The sequence below is a fragment of the Vibrio sp. ED004 genome, assembly GCF_023206395.1.
Lineage (GTDB): Bacteria > Pseudomonadota > Gammaproteobacteria > Enterobacterales > Vibrionaceae > Vibrio.
This window is the reverse complement of the sequence record NZ_CP066150.1, coordinates 1,210,278-1,223,656: the sequence shown is the minus strand read 5'-3', so window position 1 is coordinate 1,223,656 and position 13,379 is coordinate 1,210,278. Positions and strand designations below refer to the sequence as shown.

Genomic DNA, 13,379 nt, shown 5'->3' with positions numbered 1-13,379 from the left:
TTTTTCGTATTTACCATCTTTAGAATGATTTGATTTTGTAGGGCGAGACCCTCTATATGAGAGTAGGGCAATACCACCGTTTGGCATATTCTAGTCCTGTCGATTAAGGACCCCCTTTATTGGCAATAAGTGTTTAATTTCTATGTTTACTGCAAGGACGCAGACTTTCGGCCGGGTTCCATTACCCGGCCTTTTTTATGAGGCCAATCTTATGACTCGCTGCGGCGGCTTTGTTCTTCTTTCCTGCTCTCTGTTTACCACTTCTTCTTTAGCATCGTTTTATGATCCTGTTGATGGTCAATTTGATATGGGGCATCACCTTGCAGAAAATGCCCATGGTTTTTTGCCTATTCCCATTTTAATTACAGAACCAGCGGTAGGTTACGGTGGTGGTGTAGCTGGCTTGTTTTTACACGAGACAGATGAAGAGAAGCGACAACGAAAGCAGGCAGCGCTATCTGCTATTGATGGTGGTGCGCAGCTTGTTCCTTCTGCCATGTCAGTGGTTGGCGCAGTAGGTACAGAAAACGAGACTTGGTTTGTTTTTGGTGGTCACAGACGTTCATGGATGAATGACTCTATCCGTTATACAGGTGGTGGTGGCTTTGGTGTTGCGAATTTGGATTTGTATACATCCATCAATTGGGCGCCAATTGACCACGACATAAGAATAGGCACATCGACTTCCGTTGCGGTATTGTCTCAAAAGGTACAGTTTAGAGTCGGCATTACGCCTTGGATGTTAGGTATAAAACAATTACTAGCAAAGTCTGAGATTGAATTTGAGAATGCACTTTTAGATAGACTCTTAGGCAATGAATCGGTCACATCAGGCTTAGGACTAGAAGCTGAATATGACACGCGAGATAACTTATTTTATCCAACGAAGGGCTATAAGTTGTCCGCGGATTACATGATTTACGACGATGCGATTGGTAGTGACTACAATTACCGTAATTTGAATATTGATGGGGAAGCGTATATCCCAATTACTAATAAATGGACATTAGGCTTGGCCGCAAACTATCAAAATTTCGAACAGCAAGATCTGTTTGTATCGCCCACTGCAAAACCGTATGTGTCTTTGCGTGGTGTTTCATCTTACCGTTATCAGGGTGATGAGATTGAAACAATCCAAGGTCAATTGACGTATAGCATCAACCACCGTTGGAAGGTTTCAGGATTCTACGGTTCAGGAACTGCTAAACAAGATAGCAGTATAAGTCATGATAATACCGTGAATGCAGGAGGTGTCGGTTTCCGATACCAAATCGCAAGACGTTACGGTTTACATCTTGGAATGGACTACGCGCAAAGCCATGAAGAACGCGCTATCTACTTTAATATCGGCAGTGGCTTTTAGAACAACCGAAAACTTGAATTTTTCCCAAGAAAAAAGGCGCTAGTCAGCGCCTTTTTAATTTCTTATCACTTGCTACAGTAAGATTACTTCTTACGGCAGAACTCAGCGATTACGTACATTGATTGACCACCGTTTGTTTTACCAGAAACAAGCTTAGGATCGTCACCAACGCTGATACCACGGATAACAGTACCTTGCTTAATCACTTGGTTAGTACCTTTGATTGGCAGGTCTTTGATTACTGTTACGTCGTCACCTTTCTTAAGTTCAACGCCGTTCACATCAAGAGGCTTGTCATCAGCAGACATACCGATTTGTGCCCAAACTGACGTTTCTTCTTCAAGGTACATCATGTCTAGCGCGTCTTGAGCCCAGCTTTCTGTGTTCAGACGAGTAAGTTGACGCCATGCAGTTACTTGAACTGGCGCTTCTTGACTCCACATGCTGTCAGTTAGACAACGCCAGTGGTTGATATCTTTAGGATCGTCAATCTCACCAAGACATTTGTCACATACCATGATGCCGTGATCCACTGTTACGTGGCTGTGTGGCGGCACTGCGTATGCAGTAAGAGAAGAATCAGAACCACATAGTTCACATTTAGATTGGCAGCGTTCTAGCATAGTAGCTTCAGAAGACATAATGGACTCACATTTATTAGGTATTAAGTTTACGGGGCTATTATCCACTTTATTTACAATAAAGAAAGAGGTCGTACGGTATTCTGTCTTGATTAATTTTAGCTGAGATCAACCATTTGTGTTTTAAAGGTTTATGCAAACGGTTAACTAGGGGATTTGTTCGAACGACAGAGACAAAAATGCCAGCGGTTAGGCTGGCATTTGGTTTCATTTAGAACTTGTTATTATTCCAATACAGAACCTGCGTTGGACACTGAATCCAACTTGTTGTCAGAGAAGAAATCAACCAGTTCTCTCTGAATTTCCAAGTAGTGATTGTAATCCGCTGGAGGAGTTCCTTTATCTTGAGGTGCAATTGCGGTTGAGTGCTTAGCTACTGCATTAAACTGAATAAACTCGAGAGTAACTGACGTAGAAGGAGTTGTAGCTGATGCACTTATACTGTTCAAAACAAGCTTGTTAGCTAACGGCTCAGTACCAGCAAATGGCGCGTTCCCAATCAAAGGATCATTGATAACAGCGTTTGGTACAGTTTTATCCCCGTCAGCTTGAAGCATTAGTGTAGGCAATGTGTCACTGTAATCTCCCGCATTGGTATAAGGATCGATTACATCTAACACCGTTTGGCTGGAATAAGCGAACTGAGCAAGTAGGGCTTGGAGGCTCGCCTTATTCGCAGAGTCTGAAATAAACTCATCCACACACTGTGTCATCGTGTAGCTATTCGGTTCACATATTGTTGTGTTGTGTGTCACATAACTTGCTAATCCTCCTAGCGCGACGTTGTGTATAACAGTGCCGCCAAATGAGTCTGACCCCAATAATAAGTTTGAAATTTGACCACCGGAATTAGCAATTACGCTAGATGAAAACGCATAAATTGCATCCCCCGTAGGGTCATTAATTGTTTTGTTAGCTTGTGCTAACGCAGTAATACCAACAATTCCACCTAGTGAATGTCCAAATAGTCTAGGGTGGTTGGTCGTTGTGTTATCTATAGTTGCCAAAGGTGTTGATGTGAACGCGCCCTGACCTTGGTTAGAGGATAATGCGACTCGTAACCCAAGCACATCCATAACACTTTGTCTTACATTGTCACGCGCGACAGGTAAGTTAGTAAGGTTTAGGTATGCCAACAGGTTAGCATTCGCTGAACGTTCATTTGGAATTTTATCTAAGCTACGAGTTCCATGCAGTGGCATATCGATGCCTATCACAGCAATACCTTGAGCAGCAAGATTCGCAGCAAATGCATAAGCGTTTTCTTTAAGACTAGTAATACCATGTTGATAAATAACGATTGGCATTGGAGTGCCAGGAATTGTTACAGGCGTAAACAGAATAAACTCTACATCTTGCAGTGATTTAACTTGCGGTACGGGAGCATATCGAGTGATGACACGTTCTGTGTCTAATGCATTGCCGTTACTTAAAGTTAGATTTGCACCAACAAGTTTAAGTTGTTCTGCGGGGTCTGTAGCAAGCTTTGTAAGATCTACACTTAAGCTTACAAGCTGTGAAGCCATATTTGCTTTTTCATTGGTGTCGGCAATAGCTGACGACACCTTGACAAGGCTTGGCATGCCTGATTCGAATGGTTGCGTATTCCATTCGTTTGTTCCTGTTTCCAAGTAGTAGGGTAGTTTTACATTACCTTTGGTGACGTTAACCGTACCATTTAACGGTCCTCCCGTATAACCTGCTAGCATAGCGGCTTTGGTGGAAGCCTCCATAAATGTATCAACAGTAGTATCTGCAGCTAATGCAATCGACAATTCTTGTGTAGTACCAAATGTCATTTGGTAGGCAGATGATAGATCTATATTGTTTGGATTAGCGCTGCCTTTCCATACTTGTGCCATTCCACCCTGAGCTAAAGCGGATGCAGTCGCTGCTTTTGTTGAATAGATTGAACTACCTACAGACTCAGTTGTAAACCACGTCGAATAAATGATGTTTTCAATATCAAGGTTAATAACACCAGCAGCAGTCGCTCCAGCAAAGATCTTTTCAACACCTTGAGTGACTTGTTGTGCTTGAGCTAGGCTACCTTCGGTGTACGTTACCGCACTAGATTTCAGTGCAGCATAACTTGCCGACATGCCAACAGGATCACCATTAACATCCGTGAGTTCATTTGATAGCGCCAACACGTATTCGCTCGAAGCATCGAGTGAATCATTGAAAACTATCGTGAAGGTGTCGGTTGAAGCACTAGACACAACATTAAAATGCGTGCCTTGTGTCAATACGCCTGTAATACTTGGTGCTGTGTCTGAAGTCAGCGAACCACTAAGCTTTAATAGGTAAACCCCACCTGTAGCTACGCCGTCAGCTAAGCCAGTACCTTCAAAGTCCATGATGATTGGCATTGAAGTTGACCAGCCATCCATTGTATTCATTGCGGCAACAGGGTTGGTTAATGAGTCGTCACCGCCAGTCGGTAAACCAAGAGTCCCATCGGTAGCATCCATTAATGCGAAGCTAGGAAGAGGAACTGCAATATCAGCACCGGTTAGTTGAAACTTGATGCTCGTTGCTTGTGCAAGTGAATCTTGAATATATTGCTCATATTGAATCGTTGTTGAAGCACCCGAGCTAGATGTGTCATCACCACAACCAGCAAGAAACATAGCTGACGCAAGCAGCGAAACATTAAATAACTTTTTCATGTTTTAAGTCCGTTTAGTTGAAGGTGTAGTTCATTTGAATTGCAGAAAGGTAGGCAACTGCGTCACCAGAGAACTCAAGCTCTTGGCCAAGTTCGTTCGTTTCTGTGAAATCACCATCTTTGCTCTGTACAAGGGCAAAACCGGCATCAATAGATAGGTTAGGGCTGTATTGGTAAGTTAAACCTGCGCTGTACCAGAAACGGTCGCTATCAGGAATACTCAACGTCGCTTCGCCTGCTTGCTCGTCATAAGCAAGACCTGCTCTCAATGTCCATGCTTGGTTCAACTGATAAGTAGCACCCAGTGAGTAACGGTTATTGTCGTCGTAATCTTCGGTCTTTTTAAAACACTCACCATTTGCGCAATCTGAGCTCGTCGCTTTGAGCTCTTTAAAGCTACTCCAACCCGTTTGTTGCCAGCCGTAATGGATAGCCCATTGATCGGTAAGTTGGTGGAAAGCTGAAATCTCAATGATCGAAGGTAATGTAATTTTTAGACGACCGGTTGTGGTCGTTGCACTGCCTTGGACGATGCTACCCGTGTAATCGCTGAAGTCGCCATCATCAAAATCTAGGTCCACTTCTGAACGATATGCGATAGAGAATCGATTGTTTTCATTCAGTTCATACAACGCGCCTACGTTCCAACCAAATGCAAAGGTTTCGCCTGTCATGCTAATCAGTTTTGTAGAAGCAGGATCGCCAGTGATGTTCGATATAGAACCCTGGTGACGATTAAGTTCTGCCTCTGCGTAAACAAGGTTTGCACCAGCACCAACACTGAATTGGTCATTAATTCGATACGCCACATTCGGGTTCAGGTTCACTGACACAAGTGAAGTATCACCGGCAAGATCACCAGCATAAATATCGTCTGGGTAATCGGTAGCAACTCCATAGTTAGAGAACATACCAATGCCCCATGCCCATTTGTCATTGATTGGGCTGATGTAGTAAGCGGCCGGAACCACTTGCAAAGGTGCAACATCTTTCGAGACTTGGCTTTGACCACCAGAACCTGGGACATTGTTTTGAGTGATATCTACCTCGGGATCAACGATAGAAACCGCGCCTGAAAACTGTGCTGTATCAAATAGGGTCATTGCGGCGGGGTTTCTCGCTAGTACACTCGCGTTATCAGCTACTGCACCTTCACCTGAAAAGGCACGACCAAGACCTGAAGCAGAATGCTCAGCAACTTGGAAACCAGCCGCAAGTGAGTTACATGCGAATAGTACTGAAAGTGAAACGAGAGAGCGTTGTATTGTTTTCATCCTTGACCCTCCTAGGGCATCGAATTTCGTTATTATGGTTTGAAAACACACTGAGCATTTTTGGTGTTGAAGCTCCAATGTAAATGACATGTTAAATTCATGTTTTATATAAAGTCAAAGAAAGAGTTGTTATTTTGTGAGGTTATGTTTTAAAGGGGTGGCATTTTAACATCAATAATATAAACATAATCAATGATTTATTCGTGGTTGGAGGTGTGACCAGAGTATTTATGCATCGTTGCGGTATAAATAGTGTTCAATAGCTCAATATGTAACAACTTTGTTTCTGTTTACCGCCATTCGCTAAATCGGCATAATGTCGACTCATTTTGATAGTCATTAAATTGGAATTTTTAGTTTGGAATTACTCGCGATAGAGTTTCTTGGTAAACCGCTTCGTTTAGAAGGATCAATGGCAGGGTGGCAGCAGTTGTTTTGGGACAACACGTTAGTGTCTCAACTGGATGCGACTTCAGAAGACGACGATGTAAGAACACACACATTTACGCTTCGTTCTGGTGAAGAAACGTTGCAGTGTCACGTTGAATCTTCGGTTCAATGGCAACCCTTTGAGATGACGTATAAAGCATCGGTTAATGGGCAAACTATTACCGAAGGAAATCGCAGCACCAAAGATATCGAACAGCAAACTCCTGTTGTGGCACCTAAGCCTGAAAAACGTTTTAGCTTGATTGGTTTGGTGTCACTCGGAATGAAAGCGCTGAAAAGTGCTAAGTTGATTAAAGTGGTGCTTGCTTCTGCCAGTTTAGCGGCATATTCATGGCTGTTTTCTATTCAGTTCGCACTGGCTTTGATTGCTTGTCTAATGTTCCATGAGTACGGTCATATCAGAGCGATGAAGTACTTTGGGATGAAGACAAAAGGGATCTACTTAATCCCATTCCTTGGCGGATTAGCGCTTTCAGACGAAAAGATTAATACTCGATGACAAGATGTGGTTATCTCGATCATGGGACCACTGTTTGGTCTGATACTGTCGTTGATATTTACGGTCTTGTACTGGGCAACTGGCGAGATGTTCTTCGCTGGTCTTGCCGTGTTTAACGCCTTGTTAAATCTATTCAATTTACTGCCAATTTTGCCACTCGATGGTGGCCACGTGTTGAAAAGTATCAGCTTTTCGATGAACAGCGTGTTGGGCATTGTACTGTGTGTCGCTGCAGCCGTAGCAGGTGTCGTGTTGAGTTACCAATTGAACTTAACCCTGTTTGGTTTCTTATTGATCATGGGTAGTGTTGAGATACTGTTCGAATGGAGAGGCCGTCACCATAGCCATTTGTTGCCATTAGACAGATACGGCCAAATCGTATCGTTCCTTTGGTATGTGGGCTTAGTAACGGGATTAATTGGTGTTATCTGGTACTTCGCTTCAACTGGTGACCAATTACTGAGCCTACCGTTACAGATTCTAGGCACTTAACGCATATCTATAACTGAGTGACTTGTTCATAAAAGCGCAGGGTCGCCAAATATAAACAAAATGAAAAACGCCCTAACCATTTGGATAGGGCGTTTTAATATCTGCGGTTCTAACTTGTGCGTTCGTCAAATCAAACTTTGCAATTTGGTTTAGCAACGTTCGATTGAGGCAGTGTCGTGATCTTGGTTTGCAGATCTTTAATTCGGGTACTGTGAGAAGGGTGCGTCGAAAGTAATTCTGGTGGTTGACTGCCGCCTGATGCTTTCGCCATGTTCTTCCACAAATCAACACTCTGGTTTGGATCAAACCCGGCTTTAGCCATGTACTCTAGGCCTACAATATCAGCTTCAGATTCTTGAGTTCGACCATAAGGTAAAATAACACCATATTGAACACCCAAGCCTAATGTAGCCATGGTCATGCCTTGATACTGTTTGTATTCTGATGAACCTAGAGCAACACTGGTGATCGACAAACCTGTATTAGCGAGTTGTGATTGTGATAGGCGTTCGTTACTGTGGTCAGCAAGAACGTGCGCCACTTCATGTCCGATAACCGTTGCCAGTTGGTCTTGGTTTACCGCAACATTGAGTAGACCCGTGTATACGCCAATTTTTCCGCCTGGCAGAGCGAACGCGTTTACTTGGTCGCTATCAAAAACCACCACTTCCCATTCACTAAATCCTTGCTTAGGAATGTGTTGAGTAATACTGTTCGCTACGCACTGAACATACGCGTTGGTTTTTGCATCTTTACTGATGGGTTGCTCTTTCTTCATTTGTTCGAAAGACTGTGCCCCAAGCTGAGACATATCTTGATCTGAAAAAAGCAGCAGTTGGTTTCTTCCTGTCGGGGAAGCGCTACACGCGGTTAGGCCTGCAAGAGTGAGAAGCGAGGCAAACTTCGTCCATGACGTCATACAATATCCTCTGTGTATTCGGTTTTTATGCATGTTAACATCAACTTGCGTAATAACTAAGGGCTGTAAGATAACTAACAGCCAGTAATATAGAAAAAGCTATGCACGCGATAACAAGATCAATAATTAAGGAACCCACATGAGTATTTGGAAAAAGCCCGTTGACCTAGACACCTTCAACGCGACCTCAAAAAATACCTTAATTGAGCACCTCAACATTGTTTACACCGAGGTTAACGATAATTCCTTGGTGGCAACCATGCCAGTTTGTCATTTCACGCACCAACCATTGGGCATGCTTCACGGTGGTGCATCCGTGGTTTTAGCTGAAACTCTTGGCTCACTCGCCGCAAACTTCTGCGTACCCGATGGCTATTATTGCGTAGGACTAGACATCAACGCTAACCACGTTCGTTCAATGCGTGAAGGGCACGTTATCGGCACCGCTGAGCCTATCCACCTTGGCGTATCTACTCAAGTATGGCAGATAAACATCACTGATGAGCGTCAACGCTTGGTTTGCACAAGCCGTTTAACCATTGCAGTGAAGAAGCACAAACGTTAGTTCATTAATCAAGGTCAGGCGCAGTAATCATACTAGCCACACCTTATTAAACCTCATTTACACATTGTTTATTTTAGTTAGAGAAATCCATGGTCATAACGTTTAAAAGTGGAAAAGTCATAGCAACCGCGCACGAATTGGTTGTTCGTTTGGATGGTGAACATAGAGTCACATTACAAGCTCAAGTTGATGCAATTCAGCTGATCGGAAAAGGGGCAAATGTAATTTCTGCAAATGGCTCTGAGTGCAAATGGTCGATTAAATTAGACAACGAACAACAGCTTCGTGACATCGCCAATGAAATCGGCTGTGATGTGATGTAATTAGCGGTTATCACTGCGTTTATTTCTGCTTTTACCTTTCTTTATGAGGCACTAAATCTACTCATATTTGCAATCCCTTCGTAAAATAGTATTAAGTTCGATTGATTTTGACTCATAAAATAGGGAAACTGAATTCAATATCCTTTGAATAAGTTTTCCTCTTTATGAGTAGCCCAAGACTACGCGTTCAATTTGAAACCCTGTTTGAATACTTCGATGGCAAAGATTCTGATGTTCAGCTTGATGACATAACAGATGCGCTCTGTTGTACACGTCGTAATGCCAGAATGGTACTGAATAAGCTTGAAGAAGAGGGATGGGTAGAGTGGTTACCTGCAGCCGGTCGCGGTAAGTTATCCCAACTTATCTTTAAACAGAATCGTTGCGATGTTAGTGAAAACCTAGCACGCCGCTACTTAGAAGAAGGTAAAATTGGTCAAGCTCTGTCAGTACTTGACCAAAATGCCGCCAAACTTACTCAAGTTATTCAAAACTACTTGGGCGTGCAGTATCAAGAAGGTGAACAAGTTATTCGTTTACCTTACTACCGTCCGCTCTCCATGCTTAATCCAACCAAATCGATGCGACGTTCTGAGCAACACATCGCTTGTCAGGTATTCAGTGGGTTGACTCGCTTAGATGAGAATGATCAGCTGCAACCAGATCTCGCGCATTCATGGCAAAAGATTAGCGACCACCAATGGCGATTCTTCTTAAGGCCGGGTGTCCGTTTCCATAATGGTGAACCGTTGTTAACGAGTCACGTTGTGGATACGCTGCTTTTACTCGAGCCACTTAACATGTTCTCGCATATTAAAGACGTGTCTTCACCGGCAAATTGTGTGGTTGATGTCTTTTTAACGCGTCCAGATAAATACTTCCCACTCGCGCTAACCGAATCAGTCGCAAAAGTGACTCTGCCGATGATTTTACGTGGTGAAGATTACGATATTTGTCCAATTGGTACTGGCCCTTATCGCATTGAAAAAAACGACGAGAAACAACTCGTGTTAACCGCTTTCAATGGATACTTTGGTTTTAGATCGCTGATCGATCGTGTGGAAGTTTGGGTGGTTGATGAGGCCTATTCGTCGATGGTTTACCCAAGCCTTTCTAAGCCGATAATGGCAGACCGTGGTGATAGTGATGATGAAGTAGAACTTGATCCGGGCTGTACATATTTACTATTGAATAGAAAGAAGGGTATCGCACAAGATCCAGCTTGGGCTGAGTTTTTATCGAACGCGTTAAATGCATCTGATTTGTTTGTACATATTCCTAAAGAGACCGTTATCGACTTGGGTGTGCTGCATGCCTACGGAATCAAACCCGGTTGGTATGACATCAAGTTAAAGGTGCCAGTTTGTCCACCAGCAAGCGTTAAACCAAGTATCAAATTGGCGTATCAATGCCAACATCCAATGTTTCCAACCCTTGCAAAAGCGATTGTTACTGTGTTGAAGCAATACAATGTCGATGTTGAGCTATTCGGTTACGAAACCGATCCACCGCACGCTGATGATGTCGATATTTGGATCAACCCAATGGGGATTGCCAACAACAGAGACGATGCATTGGCCGGTTGGTTGATGGATTACAGCTTTCTGGATGAATCGAGCCCACCAGAAGACTTCGATCAATGGTGTCACATGATAGATCGTTGGCGCTCTGGCGAGTTTGAGCAATTCCCAGCAAGACAACTCGGTAAACAACTGGTACAAAGCAACCAATTGATTCCAATGTTCCACTGTTGGTTAGGCGTAAACAAAGACCAGTGCGGTACGTTGCAAAACGCTAAGTGTAATGCACTCGGATGGTTCGACTTTAGCCAAGTTTGGGTAAAACCAGAAGTTGATTGAAACCAAAGATAACTCGATTAGGACAACACAATGCAAACCGTGATTATCACATTCATTACGCTGGTGGCATTTGCTGCTAATTCAGTATTGTGTCGTTGGGCTTTAATGGATCAAACGATTGATCCTTTGAGTTTTTCGGTCGTGCGCATCTTATCGGGTGCAATCACACTGTTGATTTTATTGACCTTATCTTCAAACGCTAAACGTAAACAAGACAAAATAGAAGGTAACACTTCTATGTATACCAAGATTCGCTCTGAGCTCGATTTAACCGCGATATTGGCTCTACTGGTTTACATGTTCGGCTTCTCGTTTGCTTACCTCACATTAGGTGCAGGGCTTGGGGCTCTAGTACTGTTTGTCGCTGTTCAATTCACCATGATTGCTGCGCATTTATTCGCTGGTAACAGACTGTCGTCACTTGAATGGGGTGGTTGTTTATTGTCTGTTGCGGGGCTTGTTTGTTTGCTCATGCCGACGGGCGCAACAAGCTCACCAGATCTGATTTCCATCATATTAATGGTATTAGCTGGAGTTGGGTGGGGCGTTTATACACTGGCAGGCAAGAAATCGACAAACGCACTTCAATCGACTTCGGCCAATTTTGGTTTTAGTTCGTTAGTCATTATTGCATTGTTGAGTCTTCTTGCCTTCGTTCCTAGCGTCACGGCACAAATATCTATCACCGAGCAAGGTCTGATTTACGCAGTATTGTCGGGAGCGGTAGCTTCTGGTGTGGGTTATAGCTTGTGGTATTACGTTGTGAAGAAACTAAACACCGTAGTTGCATCTATCGCGCAACTCTCTGTGCCGGTTATCGCGACACTTGGTGGTGTGTTGTTGTTATCCGAGCCTGTCACTATGCAATTTGTTATCTCTTCGACCGTCATTTTGATCGGGATAAGCTTGGTTCTTGTCGCTCCGAAACTTAAGAAATAAAGAGTTCAATCACTAGGGCGGGTTGATCTTTCGAGCTGATTTTTGCAGCGAGTTGCTGGGTATTTATACAAGGCAGAGGCGTCGATGTGTAGCTAGCCTACATGAGAAGTCGATAACGTAGTAGAAATGACCAGCAAACGCTGCCCGAAGGGTTCGGCTAAAAGCGTTTTACTCTTTGTTGAGGGAGATTTGCTTAGAATGACTAGGCTACTTCCCCCTCGCCGCGATTAAAACGCTTTTATCTCGAACAAAATGTAACCACGAAAGGTCAACACGCCCTAACTACTATGGCTAAACCAAACAAGAAACAACCGACTAAGACGGTTCAGATTTTCTGTGCGAAATGTAAGACACAACTTTTCAAATATCGGAAAGGTGGCAAAGGTGCTCTCGTTAAGTGTTTTAAAGAACGCATCGTTGAAGATTTCACGACAGAGCCCTGCATTTGCCCTGAATGCGGTATAGAGTTCGCACGTGATACCTTAGTTAGAGGCACACCTGCCTACAAGTTTGTTGGCGGCAAAGTAACGATGAAATAAAAATGCCACAGCACAGGTTGAGTGTGGCACTTCAGAGCTGATATTGAAGTTAAGAACTGCTCTTGATGTTAAGAATCAAAGGCGAGTATCAATGAACTCTAACTCGCCCTTGGAGCTTGAGAAGTAACAACGAGACTATCGCTCCTGTTGTATCGCAAAGCATGTCTTTCTGAGCATCCCAAATATCACCTTGTGAGCCCAAGAATGCGATACCTTCGTCGCCACCTGCAATCTCCGCATACCACCACTCAATAATCTCATAACCTGCTGCAACACTCATGATGGCAAACAGAGCAAAGAAACACGCCAACACAGGTTGAGCCAATTTCTTACGAATCAAATACTCAGCGAGCGGGTAAGCGTAAAGACCAATCGAAAAGTGCGCCACGCGGTCAAAGTTATTACGTTCAGACCCAATCAGGTTATTAAACCAATCAAAGGGTACTTCAGCGAAGGTGTACTTAGCGCCAATCGTATGCAGAACTAACCAGATGAACATTAAAACGTAAGCCGTCTTTGAAAAAGTGAGCTTGGTAGATAGCCACCATATGCCGACAAGAATACCGAGCGCAGGGATGATCTCAGCAATCCAAACAGCTCGAGAAGAGGGTGCAAAGGCTGAAAAAAGAAAGATAACAAGATAGACAGTAGTCAGTGAAAGTAGAGGTCTATTTTGAGCAAGTGGCGTAATTGTCATCATCAGATCCTATATAAGTTTCATCCATAGCTACACAATAATGAACACTGTTCAATTGTGGTTTTATCACCAAATTTGTTGAAAAGTAGCGTTATCGCCCAGTATCTAGACAAACGGTTGCGAGAGTTTCACAAAAGTTTGATTTACA

Annotated in this window: 11 protein-coding genes and 1 pseudogene; 7 read left to right on the top strand and 5 right to left on the bottom strand. The window is 43.4% G+C overall.

From position 1 onward, the window contains the following. The first annotated feature begins 211 nt into the window (after positions 1-211). On the top strand, positions 212-1,363 hold the full coding sequence (locus ITG10_RS22940) for a BamA/TamA family outer membrane protein (protein WP_017630430.1): 1,152 nt from the start codon (positions 212-214) through the stop codon (positions 1,361-1,363). Positions 1,364-1,446: 83 nt separating this feature from the next. Here the strand turns inward: ITG10_RS22940 and ITG10_RS22935 are convergent, their stop codons facing one another. The 3 genes from ITG10_RS22935 to ITG10_RS22925 form a co-directional block, all read right to left on the bottom strand. Further along, entirely contained in the window at positions 1,447-2,004 is a 558-nt protein-coding gene (locus ITG10_RS22935) for a PhnA domain-containing protein (RefSeq protein WP_017060062.1), read from the bottom strand. 224 nt (positions 2,005-2,228) lie between these two features. Then, a complete protein-coding gene (locus tag ITG10_RS22930) occupies positions 2,229-4,676 on the bottom strand; it encodes a VolA/Pla-1 family phospholipase (protein WP_248386926.1) in 2,448 nt (815 codons plus the stop codon). Positions 4,677-4,689: 13 nt separating this feature from the next. Further along, on the bottom strand, positions 4,690-5,949 hold the full coding sequence (locus tag ITG10_RS22925; protein ID WP_102352236.1) for an outer membrane protein transport protein: 1,260 nt from the start codon (positions 5,947-5,949) through the stop codon (positions 4,690-4,692). A 358-nt stretch (positions 5,950-6,307) separates the two neighbouring features. Here ITG10_RS22925 and ITG10_RS22920 point away from each other — a divergent pair. After that, positions 6,308-7,390, top strand: a pseudogene (locus ITG10_RS22920) (site-2 protease family protein). Positions 7,391-7,520: 130 nt separating this feature from the next. Here the strand turns inward: ITG10_RS22920 and ITG10_RS22915 are convergent. Next, the gene (locus ITG10_RS22915; RefSeq protein ID WP_017632607.1) at positions 7,521-8,309 is read right to left on the bottom strand and encodes a M48 family metallopeptidase; all 789 of its coding nucleotides are present in this window, start codon (positions 8,307-8,309) and stop codon (positions 7,521-7,523) included. Positions 8,310-8,448: 139 nt separating this feature from the next. On the opposite strand from ITG10_RS22915, the gene ITG10_RS22910 reads away from it, so the two are divergent. From ITG10_RS22910 to ITG10_RS22890, 5 genes are all read left to right on the top strand, one after another. Then, the gene (locus ITG10_RS22910) at positions 8,449-8,874 is read left to right on the top strand and encodes a hotdog fold thioesterase (protein ID WP_017074330.1); all 426 of its coding nucleotides are present in this window, start codon (positions 8,449-8,451) and stop codon (positions 8,872-8,874) included. Between the two features lie 89 nt (positions 8,875-8,963). Further along, positions 8,964-9,197 (top strand): DUF3389 domain-containing protein, encoded by a 234-nt coding sequence (locus ITG10_RS22905; protein ID WP_004730938.1) that lies wholly within the window; start codon positions 8,964-8,966, stop codon positions 9,195-9,197. A 164-nt stretch (positions 9,198-9,361) separates the two neighbouring features. Beyond that, entirely contained in the window at positions 9,362-11,056 is a 1,695-nt protein-coding gene (locus ITG10_RS22900) for an SgrR family transcriptional regulator (protein WP_017632608.1), read from the top strand. A gap of 30 nt (positions 11,057-11,086) precedes the next feature. After that, positions 11,087-11,995: a DMT family transporter gene (locus tag ITG10_RS22895; protein WP_017632609.1), complete on the top strand. Its 909-nt coding sequence runs from the start codon at positions 11,087-11,089 to the stop codon at positions 11,993-11,995. Positions 11,996-12,282: 287 nt separating this feature from the next. Further along, the gene (locus ITG10_RS22890) at positions 12,283-12,534 is read left to right on the top strand and encodes a hypothetical protein (RefSeq protein WP_017632610.1); all 252 of its coding nucleotides are present in this window, start codon (positions 12,283-12,285) and stop codon (positions 12,532-12,534) included. 88 nt (positions 12,535-12,622) lie between these two features. Here ITG10_RS22890 and ITG10_RS22885 read toward each other — a convergent pair whose 3' ends face one another. Continuing rightward, positions 12,623-13,231: a DUF2238 domain-containing protein gene (locus tag ITG10_RS22885; RefSeq protein ID WP_017632611.1), complete on the bottom strand. Its 609-nt coding sequence runs from the start codon at positions 13,229-13,231 to the stop codon at positions 12,623-12,625. Positions 13,232-13,379 lie beyond the last annotated feature (148 nt).